At 73.4% G+C, this 26,126-nt stretch carries 2 protein-coding genes; both read right to left on the bottom strand.

Annotated elements, in window-relative coordinates; genetic code table 11:
* Window positions 1-36: 36 nt before the first annotated feature.
* Window positions 37-10,404: a type I polyketide synthase gene (locus IEY91_RS42475; RefSeq protein ID WP_189173114.1), complete on the bottom strand. Its 10,368-nt coding sequence runs from the start codon at window positions 10,402-10,404 to the stop codon at window positions 37-39.
* Window positions 10,405-26,106 carry a type I polyketide synthase gene (locus IEY91_RS41610; protein ID WP_229696728.1) on the bottom strand — a complete coding sequence of 5,234 codons (15,702 nt, stop codon included), beginning with the start codon at window positions 26,104-26,106 and terminating at the stop codon, window positions 10,405-10,407.
* Between the last annotated feature and the right edge of the window lie 20 nt (window positions 26,107-26,126).

The raw sequence follows: 26,126 nt of genomic DNA, 5'->3' as shown, positions 1-26,126 counted from the left end.
ACTCCGGGCACTTCGGGCAGTTCGGCGAGCGTCACGTCAGTCGAGTCCGAGTTCGTCGTCGAGCGCGTTGAAGAGGTCCTCGTCCGAGACCGAGTCCAGGTCCAGGTCGTCGTCGTCCGCCGGGCCGGCGCCGACCGCTCCCTGGCCCTGCGGTGCGCTCCAGCGCGACAGCAGGGTCTGGAGCCGGATGGTGATCTTCGAGTGGGCGATGCTGTCGGTCTCCATCGCCAGCAACGACGACTCCAGGCGGTCGAGTTCGTCGAGCGCCGAGAACCCGTCTCCGCCCGGTCCGTCACCCAGGGGCAGGGCCGTGGCCAGATGTGCGGCGAGGGCGGCCGGGTTCGGGTAGTCGAAGATCAGGGTGGCGGGCAGCCGCAGACCGGTGGCGCCGTTCACGGCGTTGCGCAGTTCGACGGCGGTGAGCGAGTCGAAGCCGAGCTCCCTGAAGGCACGGTGGGCCTCCACGGCCGCCGCCGACTCGTAGCCGAGTACGGCCGCCACATGGGTGCAGACCAGTTCGGTGAGCACCTTGTCGCGCTCCGCCGCGTCGAGGCCCGCGAGCTGTGTGAGCAGGGCCGCCTCGGACGACACCGCGGATGCCGCCGTGGCAGCACCGGCGGCGGACCGCCGCAGCGGTGTGCGCACCAGGCCGCGCAGCAGCGCCGGGACCGCCTCGGCGTCCGTGCCCCCGGCGCCCGCGCCGGCCCGCAGGGTCGCCGTGTCCAGGTGTACGGGGACGAGGGCCGCGGGCGCGTCGGGCGCCGTCAGGTGCGCGGCGGTGACCGCGGCGTCCAGGAGGGCCAGGCCCTCCTCCGTGGACAGGGCCGCGACGCCACCGCGCGCCATGCGGTCGAGGTCGGCACCGCCGAGGGCGCCAGTCATGTCGCTGTCCTGCGCGGCCCACAGGCCCCAGGCCAGCGAGGTCGCCGGGAGACCCTGGGTGCGACGGTGCACGGCGAGTGCGTCCAAGTAGGCATTAGCCGCCGCGTAGTTCGCCTGGCCCGCGCCACCGAAGACTCCGGAGGCCGAGGAGAACAGGACGAACGCGGACAGGTCCAGGCCGGCGGTCAGCTCGTGCAGGTTCAGTGCCGCGTCCACCTTCGGACGCAGCACCGTCGCCAAACGCTCGGGGGTGAGGGACGTGACCACACCGTCGTCCAGAACACCCGCCACATGCACCACGGCGGACAGCTCCGCGCCCTTCTCGTCGAGGAGCCCGGCCAGCGCCTCACGGTCGGCCACATCGCACGCGGCGACGGTGGCCTTGGTGCCCACCTGTGCGAGTTCTGCCTGCAGTTCGGCCGCACCGTCGGCCTCAAGGCCACGGCGCGACACCAGCAGCAGATCCCGTACGCCATGCCGCTCGGCCAGATGCCGGACCACCACGCGGCCCAGACCGCCGAACGCGCCCGTCACCAGCACCGTGCCCGAGCCCCACGGCACCTCGGGCTCGCTCTCCGCAGCGGCGGCAGCCACTCGCGACAGACGCGGCACCCACACCGCCCCGTCCCGCAGCGCCACCTCGGGCTCACCCGACGCCAGCGCCCGAGCGAACTCCGACTCGGCGAGCGGGCCTTCGCCTGCTTCGGCATCCACCAGCACGAACCGGCCCGGGTGCTCCGTCCGCGCCGACCGCACCAGACCCCACACCGCCGCGCCCAGTGGATCGGCCGCCGCGGCCCCGGTCGCCACCGCGCCCCGCGTCACCACGGCAAGCCGCGCGTCCGCGAACCGCTCGTCGGCCAGCCAGCCCTGCGCCACGGCGAGCGTCTCGGCAAGCGCCGCGTGAACGGATTCGGGGCGGGCCAGGCCTGCGACGTCGTAAGCCTGCGCGCGTTCGGCCGACCACACGACCGTCGCCGGAGCCTCCTCCCCCGCCTCGACAGCCGCACCCAGCGCCGCGAGATCCGCGAACGTCCGCGCCCCCGGCACCGGCCCGGCATCCCCGAGCACCGCCAACGGCACCTGCTCGGCGGCCGTGTGTGAAGGGGACTGCCGCCGCCACTCGACGTGGAACATCGAGTCGCCGAGGCCGCCGCTCCTGAGCTGCTCCACCTCGACGGGCCGGAAGACCAGCGAGTCCACGGTGGCCACGGGTTCGCCGAGACCGTCCGCGACGGTGAGCGACACGGCGTCGTTGCCCGCCGGGGCAAGGCGGACCCGCAGGGCGGAGGCGCCGGTCGCGTGCAGCGAGACACCGCTCCAGGCGAACGGCAGCCGCGCGCCGTCGGCCGCGCCGCCCTCGGCCGCCGCGTCGCCACGGAGTACGCCGAGGCCGAGCACGTGCAGGGCCGCGTCGAGGAGCGCGGGGTGCAGCCGGAACGACTCCGCGTTCTCGTGCTGCTCCTCGGGCAGGGCGACCTCGGCGAACACCTCGTCGCCACGCCGCCAGGCGCCGCGCAGCCCCTGGAACGCCTCGCCGTACGCGAAGCCCAGCTCCGTCAAGTGCCGGTACAGGCCCTCGACATCGACCTCGGCGGCGGCGCGCGGCGGCCATTCGGCGAGCCGGAAGTCCGCCGCCGACGCCGCGTCGGAGAGCACACCGCTCGCGTGGGCGGTCCAGCCTCCGTCGCCCGCGTGGTCGCCTCGCTCCCCGCGCTCTTCGCGGGAGTGCAGGGCGAGGCTCCGCCGCCCGTCCTCGTCCGCCGCTCCGACGCTGAGCTGCAGTTGTACGCCGCCGCGCTCGGGCAGCACCAGCGGGGCGGCCAGCGTCAGTTCCTCAAGCACTCCGCAGCCGACCTCGTCACCGGCCCGTATCGCCAGCTCCACGAACGCCGTGCCCGGCAGCAGCACCCGCCCCGCCACCGCGTGATCCGCAAGCCACGGATGCGTCGCCACCGACAGACGGCCCGTGAACAGGTACCCGTCCGCGTCCGCCAGCGGCACGGCCGCCCCCAGCAAGGGGTGTTCGGCGGAGGCGAGCCCCGTGGCCGACATGTCGCCGACCGCACCGGCCGCGCCGGACGCCGCACGGGGCCAGTAGCGGCTCCGCTGGAAGGCGTACGTGGGCAGGTCGACGCGGCGGCGCGCCTCGGCCGGGGCGTACAGCGGCGCCCAGTCGACCTCGACGCCGCGCACGTGGGCGTGGGCGAGGGCGGTCAGGAACGTGTCGGGCTCGGAGCGGTCCTTGCGCAGGGCCGCGATGAGGCCCGCCTGTGCGGCCGGGTCGGTGACGGTGTCGTGGGTCATCGCCGTCAGGACGGAGTCTGGGCCCAGCTCAAGGAGCGTCGACACACCCTGGGTGGTGAGCGTGGTCAGACCGTCGTGGAAGCGCACGGCCTCCCGCACATGCCGCACCCAGTAGTCGGGGTCCTTCAACTCGTCGGCGGTGGCGAGCTTCCCGGTGAGGTTCGAGACGACCGGCAGCACCGGCTCCCCGTACGTCAGGCTCTCCGCCACACGCCGGAAGTCGTCGAGCACCGGGTCCATCAACGGCGAGTGGAAGGCGTGGGACACCTTCAGCCAGCGGACCTTGCGTCCCTGGCCGCGAAGGATCTCCTCCAGGCCCTCCAGGACTGCGCGGTCGCCGGAGAGGACCACCTGCGCGGGGCCGTTCACCGCCGCCACACCGGCACGGTCCTCCATGCCCACCAGCAGCGGGAGGACGTCGGCCTCCGCCGCCTGGACGGCCAGCATCGCGCCACCCTCGGGCAACGCCTGCATCAACTGCCCGCGCGCGGCTACCAGTTGGGCCGCATCCTCCAAGGACCACACCCCGGCCACGTACGCAGCCGTCAGCTCACCGATCGAATGACCGCCGACGATCTCGGGACGCACGCCGAAGGACTCGGCAAGGCGATACAGCGCGACCTCCACCGCGAACAGCGCGGGCTGCGCGTACCCCGTCTGCTCCAACACGCCGGCGTCCGTACCGAACATCACGTCCTTGAGCGGACGATCCAGCAATCCGTCCAGGTGAGCGCAGACCTCGTCCAGCGCGTCCGCGAACACGGGGAACGTCTCGTACAACTCACGGCCCATACCGAGCCGTTGACTCCCCTGACCGGTGAAGACCACCCCGAGACGTCCCTCGACCACCGACCCCGACACCACACCCGAACCACTACCGGAAGCCAAGGCCTCCAACCCGGACAGGAACTGTCCTTGTCCCCGGCCCAGGACCACGGCACGGTGGTCGAGCGGTGAGCGGCCCGACAGCAGCGACCAGCCGACGTTCACCGGGTCGGTGTCGGTGTGCGTCACCAGGTGCTCGCGCAGGCGGTCGGCCTGTGCGCGCAGGGCTTCCGCGCTCCGGCCCGACACCAACCATGGCATCGCGCTGGATAGAACGTCCGTTTTAGCTTTCTGAGCAGGTTCCGGCACCGGAGCCTGCTCGACGATCACGTGGGCGTTCGTGCCGCTGACGCCGAACGACGACACGCCAGCGCGACGCGGGCGCGTGGCCTCGGGCCAGTCGCGTGCCTCCGCGAGGAGTTCGACGGCGCCGGCGGACCAGTCGACGTGCGTGCTCGGCTCGTCCACGTGCAGGGACCGCGGCAGGACACCCTCCCGCATGGCCATCACCATCTTGATGACGCCCGCGACGCCGGCGGCGGACTGCGTGTGACCGATGTTGGACTTGATGGAGCCCAGCCACAGAGGGCGGTCCTCGGACCGTTCCTGTCCGTACGTGGCGAGCAGCGCCTGCGCCTCGATGGGGTCACCGAGCGTGGTGCCCGTGCCGTGCGCCTCGACCGCGTCGACGTCACCGGCCGTCAGGCCCGCGCTCGCCAACGCGGCGCGGATCACGCGCTGTTGGGACGGACCGTTCGGGGCGGTGAGGCCGTTGCTCGCGCCGTCCTGGTTGACCGCGGAGCCGCTGACGACCGCGAGGACCTCGTGGCCGTTGCGGCGCGCGTCCGACAACCGCTCCAGGAGGAGCAGGCCGACGCCCTCGCCCCAGCCGGTGCCGTCGGCGGCCTCCGCGAACGGCTTGCAGCGGCCGTCGGCGGCGAGGCCGCGCTGGCGGCTGAATTCGAGGAAGGCCGCGGGGCTGACCATCACGGTCACACCGCCCGCGAGGGCCATGTCGCACTCGCCCTGGCGCAGCGCCTGCGCGGCCAGGTGCAGGGCCACGAGGGACGACGAGCAGGCCGTGTCGACGGTCACCGCCGGACCTTCGAGGCCGAAGCTGTACGAGAGGCGGCCGGAGATGACGCTGGTGGCGTCGCCGGTCATGAGGTAGCCCTCGACGCCTTCCGGCGCGTGCGCCAGGCCCGCAGCCCAGCCCTGGGAGCATGCTCCGACGAAGACGCCGGTGCTGCTGCCGTGCAGGCTCGACGGCGCGATGCCCGCGCGTTCGAAGAGTTCCCAGGAGGTCTCCAGGAGGAGCCGCTGCTGCGGGTCCATGGCGAGGGCCTCGCGCGGCGAGATGCCGAACAGGGCGGCGTCGAACTCGGAGACGTCGTAGAGGAATCCGCCCTGCGCGGCGAAGCTCGTGTCGTCGTCGGCGGAGCCGGTGTCGGGGCCCCAGCCGCGGTCGTCGGGGAAGCCGGAGATGGCGTCGGTGCCGTCGGCGACGAGGCGCCACAGGGCGTCGGGGCTGGTGGCGCCGCCGGGGTAGCGGCAGCTCATGGACACGATGACGATCGGGTCGTCGGCCTCGGCGCCCGCCGTCCGTCCGGCCGGGACCAAGGCCGCGCCCGGCGTCGCCGTCGGCTTCTCGTCGCCGACCAGCTGCGCCCGCAGGTAGCTGGCGAGGGCGGCCGAGGTCGGGTAGTCGAAGACGAGGGTGGTGGGCAGCTTCAGGCCGGTCGCGGCGGCGAGCCGGTTGCGCACCTCGACCGCCGTGAGCGAGTCGAAGCCCAGCTCGCGGAAGGCACGCCCGGGTTCGACGGCCTCCGCACCCGCGTAGCCGAGCACCGAGGCCGCCTGGCCGCGCACCAGGTCGAGCAGCAGCCGCTCCTGCTCCCGCTCGGCCAGGCCCGCGAGGCGCCCGGCCCACTCCGAGCCCGTACCGGAGCCGCGCACGTCCGAGTCGGCCGTCGCCTCCGGCTCCGCGAGCGCGCGCCGCACCTCCGGCAGGTCACCCATGAAGGGGCTCGGCCGCACCGACGTGAAGGAGGGTGCGAACCGCTCCCAGTCCACGTTGGCGACGGCCAGGAACGTCTCGTCGTACGCGACCGCCTGCGCCAGCGCCGCCACCGCCCGCTCCGGCGCCATCGCCGTCACGCCACGGCGCCGCAGGTGCTCCTCGGCCTCCTCGGCCGCCGCCATGCCGCTGCCGCCCCAGGCGCCCCAGGCGACCGAGGTCGCGGTCAGGCCGCGAGCCCTGCGCCGCTGCGCGAGGGCGTCGAGGTAGGCGTTGGCAGCCGCGTACGCGCCCTGGCCGCCGCCACCCCACACACCGGAGTTGGACGAGAAGAGGACGAACGCGTCGAGGTCCTCGTTGGCCACCAGCTCGTCGAGGTGCGCGGCGCCCGCCGTCTTCGCGCCGAACACCTCCGCGATGTCGGCCGCGGTCATGTCCGCGACCGTGTGCGCCGGGCTCACACCGGCGGCGTGGAAGACGGAGCGGATCCGGTGCCCGTCGGCGGCCAGTTCCCGCAGGAGCCCCGTGACCGCCTCACGGTCGGCGACGTCGCACGCCGCGACGGTGACCTCGGCGCCCAACTCCTCCAGTTCTGCCTTCAGTTCACCGGCGCCGGGCGCATCGAGGCCGCGACGGCTGGTGAGGACGAGGTGCTCGGCGCCCTCGCGGGCCAGCCAGCGCGCCACGTGCCCGCCGATGGCGCCCGTGCCGCCGGTGACCAGCGCGGTTCCGCGCGGCGTCCACTTCGGCTCGGCGCCGTTGCCGGCCGCAGCCACCGGGGCGTGCGCGAACCGGCGTACGAAGACACCCGTGTCCCGTACCGCGAGCTGGTCCTCGTCGCCGACGCCGGTCAGGATCGCGGCGAGGCGGGCGCCCGTACGGGTGTCGTACGACGCGGGCAGGTCGATGAGACCGCCCCAGCGGTCCGGGTGCTCCAGGGCCACGACCCGGCCCAGACCCCACACCTGCGCCTGGAACGCGGACTCCAGCGCGTCACTGCGGCCCGTCGACACCGCGCCGGAGGTCACCGCCCACAGCCGCGCGCCGATCCCGGCATCCCCCAAGGCCTGCACCAGCGCGACGGTGCCGGTCAGACCGGCGGGCACGCCGTCATGCTCCGCGTGCGCCGACTCCTCCAAGCCGAGCAGCGAGACGACACCGGCGAGTCCCGAGTCGGCGACGAGGGCGCGCAGTCGCACGGCCAGTGTCTCGCGCGTCAACTCCGCTACAGGCAGGCTCAGTTCGACGATCTCCGCACCGGCCTGCGTCAGCGCTTCGACGGCACCCGTGGCCCACGCGTGGTCCCCGGCGCTCTCCGGCGCCACGACCAGCCAGCGGCCCGACAGGGCGGGAGTCGGGAGGCCGCCCGCGAGCGGCTTCCAGGTGACCCGGTAGCGCCAGCCGTCGAGCGTCGAGCGCTCGCGCCGCTGCCGTCGCCACGACGCGAGTCCCGGAAGTACCGCGCCCAGCGAACTCTCGTCCACGTCGACGAGCGTGGACGTCAACTGCTCCAGGTCCTCGCGCTCCACGGCCTCCCAGAAGCGCGCCTCGACCTCGTCCACGGTCCGCGCGGCATCGCCGCCGTCCGTGTCGTCGTCGGGGGCGACCATCCAGTAGTGGTCGCGCTGGAAGGCGTACGTGGGGAGGTCGACGGGGGTGCGGGCGCCGGGGAAGAGGGCGTTCCAGTCGAGTTCGGCGCCGTGGGCGTGGGCTTCGGCCAGCGAGGCGGCCAGGCGGTCGGCGCCACCTTCGTCGCGGCGGAGGGAGCCGAGGGTGGCGGCCGGGGTGGCGGTCGCGTCGATCGTCGCCTGGACCGGGACAGTGAGGACCGGGTGCGGGCTCATCTCCAGGAACAGGCCGTGCCCTTCGGCCAGGAGGCCGCGCGTGGCGTGCTCGAAGAGGACCGTCTGGCGCAGGTTGCGGTACCAATAGCCCGCGTCCATGGGCGTGTTGGCGTCCAGCCAGGCGCCGGTGAGGGTCGAGTACAGCGGGATGTCGGCGTTGCGCGGGGTGACCCCGGACAGCGCCTCGCCGATCCGCTGCTCGATCTGCTCCACGTACGAAGAGTGCGAGGCGTAGTCGACCGGGATGGTCCGGGCGCGGATGTCCCGGGCGACGCACTGGGCGACCAGGTCTTCCAGCGCCTCGGGCTCGCCGGAGACCACCACCTGGGCGGGGCCGTTGACGGCGGCGAGCTCGATGCGGCCGTCCCATGCGGTGATCAGCTCGCGTACGTCCTGCTCGGGCAGCGGAACGGACACCATCCCGCCCTTGCCCGACAGCTCACGGATGGCCTGGCTCCGCAGGGCCACGACGCGAGCGGCGTCGCGCAGGGTCAGGGCCCCGGCCACGCACGCGGCGGCGATCTCGCCCTGGCTGTGCCCGACCACGGCCGCGGGCTCGACACCCGCCGCGCGCCACGCCGCCGCCAGCGACACCATGACCGCGAAGAGGACGGGCTGGACAACGTCCACCTCGTCGAACCGGTCGCCGCTCAACTCCTGGAGCAGGTCCCAGTCCACGTACTCGGACAGGGCGTCCGCGCACTCGCGCATGCGGTCCGCGAACACCGGCGACTCGGCGAGCAGTTCACGAGCCATCCCGGCCCACTGCGAACCCTGTCCCGGGAACACGAACACCGGGCGCGCCGTGCCGCCCTGCGCCCGCCCCGTGACGACGTGCCGGGCGGTCGCGTCCCCCTGAGCCAACTGTTCAAGGCCTGCGAGGAGTTCGTCCCGGTCCCGGCCGAGGACGGCGCCCCGATGCTCGAACCGCGACCGCGATGCCGCCAACGACCAGGCCAGGTCGCCCAGTTCGAGGTCGGTGTGCGTCAGGACGTGGTTCCGCAGCCGGTCCGCCTGGGCCCGCAGGGCCTCCGGCGTGCGGCCCGAGAGGACCACGGGCACCACACCCGGCACGACGGACGACGACTGCGACGGCGTGGCGGTCTCGTCCGGGGTGCCGGAGACCGGCGTGTCACCCGCCGTCGCCTGTTCCACGATCACGTGGGCGTTCGTCCCGCTCACGCCGAACGACGACACACCCGCGCGACGCGGCGCGCCACCGTCCCGCTCGGCCCACTCCCGGGCCTCCGTCAGCAGCTCGACAGACCCCGCCGACCAGTCCACCTGAGGCGTCGGCTCGTCGACGTGCAGGGTCTTCGGCAGGACACCGGCCCGCATCGCCATGACCATCTTGATGACACCGGCGACACCGGCGGCGGCCTGCGTGTGCCCGATGTTCGACTTCAACGAGCCCAGCCACAGGGGCTGTTCGCCGGTGTGCTCCTTGCCGTACGTGGCGATGACGGCCTGCGCCTCGATGGGGTCGCCGAGCGTGGTGCCCGTGCCGTGCGCCTCGACCGCGTCGACGTCGCCCGGCTTCAGGCCCGCGCTGGCCAGCGCGTCCCGGATGACGCGCTGCTGGGAGGGGCCGTTCGGTGCGGTGAGACCGCTGCTCGCGCCGTCCTGGTTGACGGCGGAGCCTCGTACGACCGCGAGGATCTTGTGGCCGTTGCGGCGGGCGTCCGAAAGGCGCTCAAGGAGCAGCAGGCCGGCGCCCTCGCCCCAGCCCGTGCCGTCGGCGGACGCGGCGAAGGACTTGCAGCGGCCGTCCGTGGACAGGCCGCGCTGGCGGCTGAAGTCGATGAAGGTGCCCGCCGTGGGCATCACGGTCACGCCGCCCGCGAGCGCGAGCGAGCACTCGCCCTGACGGAGGGCCTGCGCGGCCAGGTGCAGGGCGACGAGCGACGACGAGCAGGCGGTGTCGACGGTGACGGCGGGGCCTTCGAGGCCGAGGGTGTAGGCGACGCGGCCGGAGACGACGGAGCCCGCGTTGCCGGTGCCGATGTAGCCCTCGACGCCTTCGGGCAGGGCGTGCAGGCGGGTCGCGTAGTCGTAGTACATGACGCCCGCGAAGACGCCGGTGCGGCTGCGGCGCAGCGACACCGGGTCGATGCCCGCGCGCTCGATGGCCTCCCACGCGGTCTCCAGGAGGAGGCGCTGCTGCGGGTCCATGGCGAGGGCCTCGCGCGGGGAGACGCCGAAGAAGGAGGCGTCGAACCGGGGGGCGTCGTAGAGGAAGCCGCCCTCGGCGGTGGTGCTGGTGCCCTGGTTGTCGGGGTCCGGGTCGAACAGTTCGTCGGTGTCCCAGCCGCGGTCGGTGGGGAACGCGGAGATCGCGTCCACGCCCTCGTCGACGAGCCGCCACAGGTCTTCCGGCGTGTTCACGCCGCCCGGGTAGCGGCAGCTCATGCCGACGATCGCGACGGGCTCCTGCCGGGCGTCCTCCAGTTCGCGCACCCGGCGGCGGGCGTCGCGCAGATCGGCCGTCGCCCGCTTCAGGTAATCGAGGTACTTCTCCTCGTCCGCCATTTACAGCGCCTCCTCGAAGCGGTCGGGGCGGTCCGTGTCCGACCCTGTGTCTGAGCTGTGTCCGGGTGTTTCCGATGGGGTCTGGAGCTCGCTGTCGAGCAGGTCGAAGAGTTCGTCGGCGGTGGCGCCTTCGAGCTCCTCGCGCTCCCGGTCGGGATCCGTCGCCGTGGCCGCGTCGCGCGCGGTGGTGCGGGTGGTGTCCCAGGCGGTGAGCAGGGAGCGCAGGCGGCCGGCGACGCGGTCGCGCTCGCCGCCGTCGACGCCGTCGGTGCCGTTGCCCACGGCCTTCAGGATGCTTTCCAGGCGGTCGAGCTCGGTGTCCAGGTCACCGGGGTCGACCGGACCGCCGCCCGGGGGTGCGGCGGCGGTCGTGGGGATCTCCTCCGACAGGTGCTCGGCGAGTGCCGCCGGGTTCGGGTAGTCGAAGATCAGTGTGGTGGGCAGCCTCAGCTCGGTCTCCGCGGTGAGGCGGTTGCGCAGCTCGACGGCCGTGAGGGAGTCGAAGCCGAGCTCCAGGAAACCCCGGCTCAGCTCGACGGCGTTCGGCGACGCGTAGCCGAGCACGTCCGCCACGTGGGTGCGGACGAGATCGAGCAGCATCCGGTCGCGCTCGGCGCCCGTGCGGCCAGCGAGCCGCTGGGCCAGCGACTCGGTGGGTGCGGCCGGGGTGTCCGTACCGCTCCGCGCGCGCCGGACCGCGGGCCGCACGAGGCCGCCGAGCAGGGCAGGCAGCGACTCCGGCGGCTGGTTGCGCAGCGCCGCGGTGTCGATGCGGATCGGTACGAGGACGGGGTGCTCGCTCGCCGGGGCGAGGTCGAGCAGGGACAGCGCCCGGTCGGTGTCGAGGGCGAGGACGCCGCCGCGTGCCATGCGCTGGAGGTCGGCGTCGGCGAGGGCGCCGGTCATGTCGCTGTCCTGCGCGGCCCACAGGCCCCAGGCCAGCGAGGTCGCCGGGAGACCCTGAGCACGACGGTGTACGGCAAGTGCGTCCAAGTACGCGTTCGCCGCCGCGTAGTTCGCCTGACCCGGACCACCGAAGACACCGGAGGCAGAGGAGAACAGGACGAACGCGGACAGGTCCAGGCCGGCGGTCAGCTCATGCAGGTTCAGCGCCGCGTCCACCTTCGGACGCAGGACCGTCGCCAGACGCTGCGGATTCAACGACGTGACCACACCGTCATCCAGAACACCCGCCACATGCACCACGGCGGACAGCTCCGCGCCCTTCTCGTCGAGGAGCCCGGCCAGCGCCTCACGGTCGGCCACATCGCACGCGGCGACGGTCACCTTGGCACCCAACTCGGCGAGTTCCTCGCGCAGTTCGGCCGCCCCGGACGCCTCCGGACCGCGACGTGAGACCAGCAGCAGGTCACGTACACCGTGACGCTCGGCCAAGTGCCGCACCACGACGCGCCCCAGACCACCGAACGCACCCGTCACCAGCACGGAGCCCTCGCCCCACGGAGCGGCTTCGTCGGCGGCCTCGGTCGCGGTCGTGGCATTGGCCGCGGCTCGGGACAGGCGCGGCACGAACAGCGAACCGCCCCGCACCGCCACCTCGGGCTCACCCGACGCCAGCACGGCGCCGAGCACCGCCCCGTCGCTCTCCACATCGACGTCTTCGTCTACGTCTCCGTCTACGAGGACGAAGCGCCCCGGGTGCTCGGAGCGGGCCGACCGCACCAGACCCCACACCGCCGCGCCCACCGGATCGACGTCCACCTCACCGGCGGCCGCAGCACCCCGCGTCACCACCACCAGCGGCAGCGACTCGAACCGCGCATCGGCCAGCCAGTCCTGCACCACGCCGAGCGCCTCGGTCAGACGCGCCGACACAGCCTCCGGGCTCGCCGCGCCGTCAGCACCACCGCACCGCCACACCACGGCGGCCGGAAGCTCCGCGCTCTCGCCCCGCGTCTCGTACGACGCCAACGCCACCGCACCACCGGAGGTCGGCGACTGCTGCCTCCATTCGACGTGGAAGAGGGAGTCCGTATGCGGGTTGGCGCCGCTCATCTGCTCGATGAGCTCCTTCGACATGGGCCGGAAGACGAGTGCTTCCACCGAGGCCACCGGCGCGCCGGTGGTGTCCGCGACCTCAAGCGATACGCCGTCCGTCCCGCTGGGCGTCAGCCGGACACGGACGGTGGCGGCACCCGCGGCGTGCAGGGTGACTCCGGTCCAGGTGAAGGGCAGTCCGCCTGCGGCGGGCGGAGTGTCCGCCGCCGCCTCGGTTCGCGCACCGGCGGCGCGGGCGTGCAGGGCGGCGTCGAGGATCGCCGGGTGCAGGCCGAAGGCTCCGGCCCGCGTGTTGTCGTCGTCGGGCAGGGCGACTTCGGCGAACACCTCGTCGCCGCGCCGCCAGGCACCGCGCAGGCCCTGGAACACCGGGCCGTAGGCGAAGCCCGCGGAGGCCAGATCGTCGTAGAGCCCGTCGACCGTCAGCGGTTCCGCGTCGCGCGGCGGCCAGGACGTCAGGTCGCCGGACGCCGTCGAGGCGGCGGCCGCGTCCGACTGGGACTCAGTCAGGGTTCCGGTGGCGTTCTTGGTCCAGGCGTCGGCCGAGAGGCTCTCGGCCCCTGCGCCCGGCTCGGGGCGCGAGTGCAGGCTGATGGGCCTGCGTCCGGACGCGTCGGGTGCCTCGACGCGCAACTGGACCTGGATGCTTCCGTGTTCGGGCAGGACCAGCGGTGTGCCGAGCGTCAGCTCGTCGAGCGTGCCGCAGCCGATCTGGCCGCCCGCGTGCACGGCCAGTTCCACGAAGGCGGTCCCCGGAAGCAGGACCCGTCCGGCCACGGCGTGGTCGGCGAGCCACGGGTGCGTGGCGAGGGACAGGCGCCCGGTGAACAGGTACCCGTCCGTGTCCGCCAGCGGCATCCCGGCGCCAAGCAGCGGGTGCCCCGCGGGGGCGAGGCCCGCGGATTCGACGTCGGCGGTGTCGGCGGTCTGCCGGAGCCAGAATCCCTGGTGCTGGAAGGCGTACGTGGGCAGGTCCACGCGGCGGCGCGTCTCGACGGGCGCGTGCAGCGGGGTGAAGTCGACCTCGACGCCGCGCACATGGGCCTTGGCGAGGGCGGTCAGGAAGCTGTCCGCTTCCGGTCGGTCCTTGCGGAGCGCGCCGATCAGGCCCGCCTGCGCGGCCGGGTCGGTGAGGGTGTCGTGCGCCATCGCCGTGAGTACGGAGTCGGGGCCGAGCTCAAGAAGCGTCGTCGCGCCGAAGCCGGTCAGGGCGCCGAGGCCGTCGTGGAAACGGACCGCCTCGCGGACGTGGCGGACCCAGTACTCCGGGTCCTTGAGCTGGGCCGACTCGGCGAGCTCACCAGTGACGTTGGAGACCACCGCCAGGGCCGTGTCCTGGTACGTCAAGCTCTCCGCGACCTTGCGGAAGTCGTCCAGGACCGGGTCCATGAGCGGCGAGTGGAAGGCGTGGGACACCTTCAGCCAGCGCACCTTGCGGCCCTCGCCCCGGAGGGTCTCCTCCAGGCCTTCCAGGACTGCGCGGTCGCCGGAGAGGACCACCTGCGAGGGGCCGTTCACCGCCGCCACACCGGCACGGTCCTCCATGCCCACCAGCAGCGGCAGCACGTCGGCCTCCGCCGCCTGCACGGCCAGCATCGCGCCGCCTTCGGGCAGCGACTGCATCAACTGCCCGCGTGCGGCGATCAGTTGGGCCGCGTCCTCCAAGGACCACAACCCGGCTACGTACGCAGCTGTCAGCTCGCCGATCGAATGACCGCCGACGATCTCGGGACGTACGCCGAAGGATTCGGCAAGGCGATACAGCGCGACCTCCACCGCGAACAGCGCGGGCTGCGCGTACCCCGTCTGCTCCAGCAACCCGGCGTCCGTGCCGAACATGACCTCCTTCAGAGGCCGGTCAAGCAACCCGTCCAGGTGCGCGCACACCTCATCCAGCGCATCCGCGAACACCGGGAAGGCCTCGTACAACTCACGGCCCATACCGAGCCGCTGGCTGCCCTGGCCGGTGAAGACAACACCGAGGCGCCCCTCGGCCACCGACCCCGACACCACACCCGAACCGCCTGCGACGACGGCCTCAAGCCCGGCCAGGAACTCCTCCCGCTCCCGGCCGAACACCACAGCCCGGTGCTCGTGCACGGCACGGCCCGACAACAACGACCAGCCCACGTCCACGGGCTCAAGCTCAGCGCGCCCGCTCACGTGCTCGCGCAACCGCCCGGCCTGCGCCCGCAGTGCGTCCGCGCTCCGGCCCGACACCAACCATGGTGTCGCAGTAGATAGAACGCTCGTTTTAGCAGCGACAGTAGGTGCCGCCACCGACGCCTGCTCCACGATCACATGGGCGTTCGTGCCGCTCACGCCGAACGACGACACACCGGCACGTCGCGGCGCCCCCGCCTCCCGCTCCGCCCACTCGCGGGCCTCGGTCAGCAGCTCAACACCGCCTGCCGTCCAGTCGACATGGGTGCTCGGCCGGTCCACGTGCAAGGTCTGCGGCAGGACTCCGGCCCGCATGGCCATGACCATCTTGATGACACCGGCGACACCGGCGGCGGACTGGGTGTGCCCGATGTTCGACTTCACCGATCCCAGCCACAGGGGCCGGTCGGCCGCCCGCTCCTCGCCGTACGTGGCGAGGAGGGCCTGGGCCTCGATGGGGTCGCCGAGCGTGGTGCCCGTGCCGTGCGCCTCCACGGCGTCGACGTCACCGGTCGTGAGGCGGGCGTTGGCGAGGGCGGCGCGGATGACGCGCTGCTGGGACGGGCCGTTGGGGGCGGTGAGGCCGTTGCTGGCGCCGTCCTGGTTGACGGCGGAGCCTCGTACGACGGCCAGGATTTCGTGGCCGTTGCGGCGGGCGTCCGACTGTCGTTCGAGGAGGAGCAGGCCGACGCCCTCGCCCCAGCCGGTGCCGTCGGCGGCCTCGGCGAACGCCTTGCAGCGGCCGTCGGCGGCGAGGCCGCGCTGGCGGCTGAACTCGATGAAGGCGCCGGGGTTGGACATGACCGTGACGCCGCCCGCGAGGGCCAGTGAGCACTCGCCGTTGCGCAGGGCCTGCGCGGCCAGGTGCAGGGCGACAAGGGACGACGAGCACGCCGTGTCGACGGTCACCGCCGGGCCTTCGAGGCCGAAGGAGTAGGCGAGGCGGCCGGAGATGACGCTGGTCGCGCCGCCCGCGAGCAGATAGCCCTCGACGCCTTCGGGGGCCTGCCGCATCCCGGAGCCGTAGCCCTGGGACGACGCGCCGACGAACACTCCGGCCTGGCTGCCGTGGAGCGTCGCCGGGTTGATGCCGGCACGCTCGAAGAGTTCCCAGGAGGTCTCCAGGAGGAGGCGCTGCTGAGGGTCCATGGCGAGGGCTTCGCGGGGTGAGATGCCGAAGAAGACGGGGTCGAACTGGTCGGCGTCGTAGAGGAATCCGCCCTGGCGGGCGTAGCTGGTGCCGCGCTGTTCGGGGTCGGCGTCGTAGAGGGCTTCGAGGTCCCAGCCACGGCCGCCGGGGAAGTCGGACATCGCGTCCTCGCCCTCGGCGAGCAGCCGCCACAGGGCGTCGGGGCTGGTGACGCCGCCGGGGTAGCGGCAGCTCATGGACACGATGACGATCGGGTCGTCGGCGGCGTCCGCCGATCCGGCCGCCGCCACGGCTCCGCCCGCGGCGAGAGGCCCGGCCGCCGCCCCCTCGTCCCCGGTCAACTGCGCCCGCAGGTAGCTGGCGAGGACGGCCGAGGTCGGGTAGTCGAAGACGAGGGTGGTGGGCAGCTTCAGGCCGGTCGTGGTGGCCAGTCGGTTGCGTACCTCGACCGCGGTGAGCGAGTCGAAGCCCAGCTCGCGGAAGGCCCGGCCGGGTTCGATCGCTTCCGCGCCGGCGTAGCCGAGGACGGCGGCCGCCTGGCCGCGCACCAGGTCCAGCAGCAGCCGCTCCTGCTCCGCCTGCGACAGACCGGCGAGCCGCTCTGCCCACTCGGAGCCGGGAGCACCCGTCTTCGCCGCCGCACCCTGCGCCGACTCGGGCTCGGCGAGCGCGCGCCGCACCGCGGGCAGGTCCCCGATGAGCGGGCTCGGCCGCAGCGAGGTGAAGGAGGGCGCGAAGCGCTCCCAGTCCACGTCCGCGACGGCAAGGAACGTCTCGTCGTACGCCACCGCCTGCGCCAGCGCCGCCACCGCCCGCTCCGGCGCCATCGCCGCCAGGCCGCGGCGTCGGAGCTGCTCCGCGTCCTCGTCGCCCGCCATGCCGCCGCCGGCCCACAGGCCCCACGCGACGCAGGTGGCGGTCAGACCGCGGGCCCTGCGCCGCTGCGCGAGGGCGTCGAGGTAGGCGTTGGCAGCCGCGTACGCGCCCTGGCCGCCGCCGCCCCACACACCGGAGTTGGAGGAGAAGAGGACGAACGCGTCCAGGTCCTCGTCGGTCACCAGCTCGTCGAGGTGCGCGGCGCCCGCCGTCTTCGCGCCGAACACCTCCGCGATGTCGGCCGCGGTCATCCCGTCCAGCGGCTGCGTCTGCCCGACGCCCGCGGCGTGGAAGACGGAGCGCAGGGTACGTCCGTCGGCAGCGAGTGCTTCGAGGAGTCGCGTGACGGCGTCCCGGTCGGCGATGTCGCAGGCCGCGACCGTGACTTCGGCGCCCAACTCCTCCAGTTCCGCCTTCAGTTCGGCGGCGTCCGGTGCGTCGAGGCCGCGACGGCTGGTCAGTACGAGGTGCTCGGCACCCTCGCGGGCCAGCCAGCGCGCCACGTGCCCGCCGATGGCGCCCGTGCCGCCGGTGACCAGTGCCGTGCCGCGCGGCGTCCACGGCTTCGCGGACTCGACGGGCTCGGCGGGTACCAGGCGGCGTACGAGGACACCGGAGCCGCGCACGGCGAGCTGGTCCTCGTCCTCGACTCCCGCGAGGGCGGCTGTGAAGCGCGAGCCCGCTCGGGTGTCGTACGACGCGGGCAGGTCGATGAGACCGCCCCACCGGTCCGGGTGCTCCAGCGCCATGACCCGGCCCAGACCCCACACCTGGGCCTGGAAGGGAGATTCCAGAGCGTCACTGCGCCCGGTCGACACCGCGCCGGAGGTCAGCGCCCACAGCCGCGCACCGATCCCGGCGTCGCCGAGGGCCTGCACCAGGGCCACGGTGCCCGTCAGGCCGACGGGCACGCCGTCGTGCTCCTCGTGCGCGGACTCCTCGAAAGCGAGCAGGGAGACGACGCCGGTGAGTCCCGCGTCGAGGTCGAGGGCGCGCAGTCGCCCGGCCAGGTCGGAACGCTTCAACTCATCGACACCGACGCGGAGTTCGACGACCTCGGCACCGGCCTGCGCCAGCGCCTCGCTCGCACCTGCCGCCCACTGGTGTTCCCCAGCGCTCTCCGGGAGTACGACCAGCCAGCGCCCGGAAAGCCCGGACGTGGGCAGGGTGCCGCTCGGCAGCGGCTTCCAGGTGACCCGGTAACGCCAACTGTCGAGGGTCGACCGCTCACGCCGCTGCCGCCGCCACGACGAAAGGACGGGCAGCACGGCACCCAGTTCGGCGGACGCGGAATCGTCGGCCACCTCCAGCTCAGCGGTCAGGCCCTCCAGGTCCTCGCGCTCCACGGCCTCCCAGAACCGCGCCTCGACCTCGTCCACCGCACCGGGTGCCGTGTCGGGCGAGGCGGAGTGGTCGGGCCAGTAGTGCTGGCGCTGGAAGGCGTAGGTGGGGAGGTCGAGGGTGGTGCGGGTGCCGGGGAAGAGGGCCTTCCAGTCCAGCTCCACACCGTGTGTGTGCGCCTCGGCCATCGACGTGAGCAGGCGCTCGGCGCCGCCTTCGTCGCGGCGGAGGGAGCCGAGGGTGACCGCCTGGCTGTCGGTGGCGTCGATCGTCGCCTGCACCGGGACCGTCAGGACCGGGTGCGGGCTCATCTCCAGGAACAGGCCGTGGCCCTCGGCGAGGAGCCCACGGGTGGCGTGCTCAAAGAGGACCGTCTGACGCAGATTGCGGTACCAATAGCCAGCGTCCATCGGGGTGTTGGAGTCCAGCCACTCCCCCGTGAGCGTCGAGAAGAGCGGGACCTCGGCGGCCTGCGGGGACACCGAGGCCAGCGCCTCGGCGATCTCGTCCTCGATCTGCTCCACGTAGAAGGAGTGCGAGGCGTAGTCGACGGGGATGGTGCGGGCGCGGATGTCGCGGGCCACGCACTGCGCGACCAGTTCCTCCAAGGCCTCGGCCTCGCCGGAGACCACGATTTGGGCGGGTCCGTTGACGGCCGCTACCGAGACACGCTCGCCCCACGCGGTGATCAGCTCACGTACGTCCTGCTCGGGCAGCGGCACGGAGACCATGCCGCCCTTGCCCGACAACTCCCGGATCGTCAGGCTCCGCAGGGCGACCACACGAGCGGCGTCCCGCAGGGACAGCGCCCCGGCCACGCACGCGGCGGCGATCTCGCCCTGACTGTGACCCACCACGGCCGCAGGCTTCACTCCCGCCGCCTGCCACACCGCAGCCAGCGACACCATCACCGCGAACAGCACAGGCTGGACGACGTCCACCTCGTCGAACCGGTCCCCGCTCAGTTCCTCAAGCAGGTCCCAGTCCACGAACTCCGCGAGCGCGTCCCCGCACTCCCGCATCCGCTCGGCGAACACCGGGCTGGAGTCGAGGAGTTCACGAGCCATCCCCGCCCACTGCGAACCCTGCCCCGGGAACACGAACACCGGGCGGACCGAGCCACCCCGCGCCCGACCCGAGACCACGTTCTGCGCGCTCGCGTCATCCCTCGCCAGCGACTCAAGCCCGGCCAGCAGCTCACCACGACCCGCGCCGAGCACCACACCCCGGTGCTCGAACCGCGACCGCGAAGCCGCCAACGACCAAGCCAGATCGCCGAGTTCGAGGTCTGCACGCGCGGCCAGCAGATGCTCCCGCAACCGCGCCGCCTGCCCGCGCAGCGCCTCCGGCGTCTTCGCCGACAGAGCCAGCGGCACCACACCCGCCACCACCGACGACGGCGGAGCCTCTCCGCCCTCGGTCTCACCGAGAACGGGCGCCTGCTCCACGATCACATGGGCGTTCGTCCCACTCACGCCGAACGACGACACACCCGCGCGACGCGGTGCCCCGCCGTCCCGCTCAGCCCACTCCCGGGCCTCGGTCAGCAGCTCAACAGCTCCCGCCGACCAGTCCACCTGAGGCGTCGGCTCGTCGACATGCAGGGTCTTCGGCAGGACACCGGCCCGCATCGCCATGACCATCTTGATCACACCGGCGACACCGGCGGCGGCCTGCGTGTGCCCGATGTTCGACTTCAACGAACCCAGCCACAGCGGCCGGTCGGCCGCCCGCTCCTTGCCGTACGTGGCAAGGACTGCCTGCGCCTCGATCGGGTCGCCGAGGGTCGTACCCGTGCCGTGCGCCTCCACGGCGTCCACGTCACCGGCGGACAGCCCGGCACTGGCGAGGGCAGCGCGGATGACGCGCTGCTGGGAGGGCCCGTTGGGGGCGGTGAGGCCGTTGCTCGCGCCGTCCTGGTTGACCGCCGAGCCGCGTACGACCGCGAGGACCTGGTGCCCCTTGCGGCGGGCGTCCGAAAGACGCTCAAGGAGCAGCAGGCCGACGCCCTCGCCCCAGCCCGTGCCGTCCGCGGCGGCCGCGAAGGACTTGCAGCGGCCGTCCGCCGCGAGGCCGCGCTGGCGGCTGAACTCGATGAACGTGCCGGGCGTCGACATGACGGCGACGCCGCCCGCGAGAGCCATGTCGCACTCGCCGTTGCGCAGCGCCTGCGCGGCGAGGTGCAGGGCGACGAGCGACGACGAGCAGGCCGTGTCGACGGTGACCGCAGGGCCTTCGAGGCCGAAGGAGTACGAGATGCGGCCGGAGGCGACGCTCGCGGCGCTGCCGTTGCCGACGTACCCCTCCAGGTCGTCGAGGCCGCCGGGGGCGCTCAGGAGGTGGGTGGCGTAGTCGTTGTACATGACGCCGACGAAGACGCCGGTGGAGCTGCCGCGTGCCGCGGCCGGGTCGATGCCCGCGCGCTCGAAGGCCTCCCAGGTGGTCTCCAGGAGGAGGCGCTGCTGGGGGTCGATGGACAGGCCTTCGCGCGGGGAGATGCCGAAGAAGGCCGGGTCGAAGTCGGCGGCGTCGTAGAGGAAGCCGCCTTCGCGCGTGTAGAAGGAGCCGGGGCTGTCCGGGTCGGGGTCGTAGAGGGAGTCGATGTCCCAGCCGCGGTCGCCGGGCAGGTCGCCGATGGCGTCGACGCCGTCGGCGGTGAGGCTCCACAGGTCCTCGGGGTTGCTGACGCCGCCGGGGTAGCGGCAGCTCATCGACACGATGACGATCGGGTCGTCGTCCACGGGGGCGGCGGCTGTCGTGACCCGCCCGGCGCCCCGTGTCGCGGCGTTCGTGCCCAGGACCTCTTCGAGGATGTGGCGGGCGAGGACGGTGGCGGCGGGGTAGTCGAAGGCGAGGGTGGCGGGCAGGCGCAGGCCGGTCGCCGAGGTGAGCCTGTTGCGCAGTTCGACGGCGGTGAGCGAGTCGAAGCCGATCTCGCGGAAGGCGCGGTCGGGTGCGATGGCGTCGGCCGACGGGTAGCCGAGGACGGCGGCGGCGTGGCCGCGTACGAGTGTGAGGACTTCCTCTTCGCGGTCCGTCTCGGGCAGCGCGGCGAGGCGCTGGGCGAGGGCGGAGCCCTCCTGCCGGTCGGCGGCGGCCGCGGTGCGGCGCCGGGGTGCGCGGACCAGGGTGCGCAGGAGCGGCGGGACGCCGTCGGAGGCGGCGCGGGCGCGCAGGCCCGCGAGGTCGAGGCGGACCGGCACCAGCAGCGGGTGGCCGGCGGTGTGGGCGGCGTCGAAGAGGTCCAGGCCCTCGTCGGTGGTGAGCGCGGCGGCTCCGGCGCGTGCCCTGCGGTCCAGTTCGTCGGTGCCCAGGTGGGCGGTGAGCTCGCTGGCCTCGGCCCACAGGCCCCAGGCGAGCGAGGTCGCGGGGAGGCCCTGGGCGCGGCGGTGCTGGGCGAGCGCGTCGAGGAAGGCGTTGGCGGCCGCGTAGTTGGCCTGGCCGGGGGTGCCGAAGACACCGGCCGCGGAGGAGAACAGCACGAAGGCGGACAGGTTCAGGCCCGCCGTCAGCTCGTGCAGGTGGAGCGCCGCGTCGGCCTTGGGGCGCAGGACGGTGTCCAGGCGCTCGGGCGTCAGCGCGGTGACGACTCCGTCGTCGAGGGCACCGGCGACGTGCACGACGGCCGACAGTTCGGCGCCGACCTCGTCCAGGAGGGCGGCCAGCGCGGTGCGGTCGGCGGTGTCGCAGGCGGCGAGGCGCACGCGGGCGCCGGAGGCCTCCAGGTCCGTACGGAGTGCGGCGGCACCGGGGGCGTCGTCGCCGCGACGGGATACGAGGAGCAGGTCCCGTACGCCGTGCCGTGCCGCGAGGTGGCGGGCCACGAGGCCGCCCAGGGTGCCGGTGCCTCCGGTGACGAGGACGGTGCCTTCGCCCCAGGAGGCGGCGTCGGTGTCCGACGTCGGGAGGTGCGGTACGCGGGTCAGGCGCGGGGCGCGCAGGGCGCCGTCGCGGAGCGCCAGCTCGGGCTCGTCGGTCGCGAGTGCGGCGGCGACCAGTTCCTCGGTCGCGCCGGTGGCGGGGTCCAGGTCGAGGAGGACGAAGCGGCCCGGGTGCTCGGACTGCGCCGAGCGCACCAGGCCCCACACGGCGGCGGCCACGGGGTCGGGGGCGGTGTCGGCTGCGACGGCGCCGCGGGTCGCCACGACGAGCCGGGACGACTCGAACCGCTCGTCGGCGAGCCAGCCCCGCACGGTCTCCAGGGTGCGCTCCAACAGGGGCCGGACTGCGGCGAGTTCGACCGGGCGGGCCGTCCCAGCGGACGTCAGCAGCGGCAGGAGCAGCGTCGCGGGCGGCTCGGCGCCGCCGTCGAGCGCGGCGGTCAGGGATGCCAGGTCCGCGTAGGTCTGTCGTACGAAGGGGAGTGCGCCGGACGCGTCAGGGGCGTCGTCGCCGAGGAGAGCCACAAAGGCGGGCGCGGCCTCGGTCGCCGGGGCGTCGACGGGCGTCCACTCGACCTGGAAGAGCGCGTCGCGCCGCGGCGTACCGGTCAGCTGCTCCTCGGACAGGGCGCGCAGCGCCAGCGAGCCGACGGAGACGACGGGCTGCCCGGTGGCGTCGGCGGCGAGCAGGCTGACGGTGTCGGTACCGGCGGAGGTGACGCGTACGCGGAGCGTGGTGGCGCCGGTGGCGTGCAAGGTGACGTCGGTCCAGGCGAAGGGCAGGTGCGCGCGGTCCGTGCGGGTGATGAAGTCGCCGAGGCCGATGGCGTGCAGGGCGGCGTCGAAGAGCGCCGGGTGCAGCCCGAAGGACTCCGTGTCGGCGTGCGCGTCCTGCGGCAGGTCGATCTCCGCGTACACGTCGCCGCCCTGCCGCCAGGCGGCGCGCAGGCCCTGGAAGAGGGGGCCGTAGCCGTGCCCGTTGGCCGTCAGGCGCTCGTACAGGTCGGAGACGTCGACGCGCTCGGCACCGGCGGGCGGCCACGCCGACAGGTCGGCGGCGTCGGCTGAGTCGGTGGGATGCTCCGAGGGCGCGGCGGGCAGCAGGCTGCCGGTGAAGTGCCGTGTCCAGGGGGTGTCGTCGGTGTCGTCCTGCGGGCGTGCGAACAGGCCGAGTTCGCGGCGCCCGGCGTCGTCCGGTCCGCCCACCGAGATCTGGAGCTGGACGGCACCCTGCTCGGGGATGACGAGGGGGGCTTCCAGGGTCAGTTCTTCGAGGTGGCCGCAGCCGACCTCGTCGCCCGCGCGCAGGGCGAGTTCGACGTACGCCGTGCCGGGCAGCAGGATCGCGCCGTCGACCGCGTGGTCGGCGAGCCAGGGGTGGGTCTGCGTCGACAGCCGCCCCGTGAAGAGGTAGCCGTCGGCGTCCGCGAGGGCCACGGCGGCCCCCAGGAGCGGGTGACCGGCGGCACGCAGCCCCGCGAACACGACGTCACCGGCGCCGGCGGGGACGGCCTTCGGCCAGTGGCGCTCGCGCTGGAAGGCGTACGTGGGGAGGTCTACGGGGGTGCGGGCGCCGGGGAAGAGGGCGTTCCAGTCGAGTTCGGCGCCGTGGGCGTGGGCTTCGGCCAGCGAGGCGGCCAGGCGGTCGGCGCCGCCTTCGTCGCGGCGGAGGGAGCCGAGGGTGGCGGCCTGGCTGTCGGTGGCGTCGACGGTGGCCTGGACCGGGACCGTCAGGACGGGGTGCGGGCTCATTTCCAGGAACAGGCCGTGGCCCTCGGCGAGCAGACCGCGGGTGGCGTGCTCGAAGAGGACCGTCTGGCGCAGGTTGCGGTACCAATAGCCCGCGTCCATGGGGGTGTCGGCGTCGAGCCAGGCACCCGTCAGGGTCGAGTACAGCGGCACCTCGGCGGCCTGCGGGACAACCCCGTCCAACGCCTCAGCGATCTGCTGCTCGATGTCCTCCACGTACGAGGAATGCGACGCGTAGTCGACGGGGATCGTCCGCGCGCGGATGTCCTGGTCGACGCACTGCGCGACCAGTTCCTCCAGCGCCTCGGGCTCACCCGAAACCACCACCTGGGCAGGCCCGTTGACGGCCGCCAGCTCAATGCGACCGTCCCAGGCGGAAATCAGCTCCCGCACCTGGTCCTCGGGCAGCGGAACGGACACCATCCCGCCCTTGCCCGAGAGCTCACGGATCGCCAGGCTCCGCAGCGCCACCACACGAGCCGCGTCCCGCAGAGTCAGCACACCCGCGACGCAAGCGGCCGCGATCTCACCCTGGCTGTGACCCACCACAGCAGCGGGCTTCACGCCTCCCGCCTGCCACACCGCCGCCAGCGACACCATCACCGCGAACAACACCGGCTGGACCACGTCGACGCGGTCGAACCGCTCGCCGTTCAGCTCCTCCAGCAGATCCCAGTCCACGAACTCGGCCAGCGCGTCCCCGCACTCCCGCATCCGTTCCGCGAACACCGGGGAGTCTTCGAGCAGTTCACGAGCCATCCCGGCCCACTGCGACCCCTGCCCCGGGAACACGAACACCGGCCGACCGGCGCCGACCCGCGCCCGCCCGGTGACCACACCACCGGCCGCGTCATCGTCCTCGGACAACCGCTCAAGTCCAGCGAGCAGTTCCTCACGATCCCGCCCGACGACCACACCCCGGTGCTCGAACCGCGCCCGCGATACCGCCAACGACCAGGCCACGTCCCCGGCGCCCCACGACGCGTCGGCCAGCAGCCGCTCCCGCAGCCGCGTCGCCTGTGCCCGCAGCGCCTCCGGCGTCTTGCCGGACAGAGCCAGCGGGACCACACCCGCGACGACCGCCGCCGGGCCCTCGCCATCGGGGGCGACGGCAGGCTCCTCGGCCGACGGCCCCTGCTCCACGATGACGTGGGCGTTCGTGCCGCTGACGCCGAAGGAGGAGATACCGGCGCGACGCGGGGCACCACCGTCCCGCTCGGCCCAGTCCCGGGCCTCGGTCAGGAGCTCGACGGCGCCCGCCGACCAGTTCACCTCGGGCGAGGGTTCGTCCACGTGCAGCGTCTGAGGCAGTACGCCGTGCCGCATGGCGAGGACCATCTTCATCAGGCCCGCGACTCCGGCCGCGGCCTGGGTGTGGCCGATGTTGGACTTGATGGAGCCGAGCCAGAGGGGCTCGCCGCTCTCCGGCCGCTCCTGGCCGTACGTGGCGAGCAGGGCCTGCGCCTCGATGGGGTCGCCGAGCGTGGTGCCCGTGCCGTGGGCCTCGACCGCGTCGACATCGGCGGCCGTGAGGCGGGCGTTGGCGAGTGCCTGCATGATGACGCGCTGCTGGGAGGGGCCGTTGGGGGCGGTGAGGCCGTTGCTGGCGCCGTCCTGGTTGATCGCGGAGCCGCGTACGACCGCGAGGACGGGGCGTCCGGCGCGGCGCGCGTCCGAGAGGCGCTCGACGAGGAGCATGCCGACACCCTCGCCCCAGCCGGTGCCGTCCGCGGCGGCCGCGAAGGCCTTGCAGCGGCCGTCGGCGGCGAGGCCCTGCTGGCGGCTGAACTCGGTGAAGACTCCGGGGGTCGAGATGACGGTGACGCCCGCGACGAGGGCCATGCCGCACTCGCCCTGGCGCAGCGCCTGCACGGCGAGGTGCAGGGCGACAAGGGACGACGAGCAGGCCGTGTCGACGGTGAGGGCGGGGCCTTCGAGGCCGAGGGTGTAGGCGATGCGGCCGGATTCGACGGCGGCGGCGTTGCCCGTGCTCACATAGCCCTCGACGTCCTCCTCGGCTTCGAAGAGGAGCGGGGCGTAGTCCTGTCCGTTGGTGCCGACGAACACGCCGGTGCGGCTGCCGCGTACCGTCGCCGGGTCGATTCCGGCGCGCTCGAACGCCTCCCACGCGGTTTCCAGGAGAAGCCGCTGCTGCGGGTCCATGGCGAGGGCTTCGCGCGGGGATATGCCGAAGAAAGGCGCGTCGAATTCGGCGACGCCGTCGAGGAACCCGCCGTGGGCGGTGGAACTCGTTCCCTGCTTACCGGAGCCATCCGGGTCGTAGAGCGAGTCCAGGTCCCAGTTCCGGTCGGTGGGGAGTCCCGAAATGGCGTCCCGGCCTTCGGAGAGCAGCCTCCAGAGGTCTTCGGGGCCGCTGACGCCGCCGGGGAAGCGGCAGCTCATCGCTGTGATCGCGATGGGCTCCTGAGCAGCGGCCTCGATGTCCTTCAGACGTTGCTGCGTCTGATGCAGGTCCGCCGAAACCCACTTGAGATAGTCGCGCAGCGTCTCTTCATTCGCCATCAAATGTCACCTGTTCAGGA

This window comes from Streptomyces lasiicapitis (assembly GCF_014646335.1).
GTDB classification, from domain to species: Bacteria; Actinomycetota; Actinomycetes; order Streptomycetales; family Streptomycetaceae; genus Streptomyces; species Streptomyces lasiicapitis.
The sequence above is the reverse complement of the archived record's forward strand: the minus strand, read 5'-3'. Positions and strand labels throughout refer to the sequence as shown.

What these genes read in the sequence shown, in the direction of transcription:
- IEY91_RS42475 (WP_189173114.1), bottom strand. Translation starts at nt 10,404, where the DNA reads ATGGCGGACGAGGAGAAGTACCTCGATTACCTGAAGCGGGCGACGGCC.
- IEY91_RS41610 (WP_229696728.1), bottom strand. Translation starts at nt 26,106, where the DNA reads ATGGCGAATGAAGAGACGCTGCGCGACTATCTCAAGTGGGTTTCGGCG.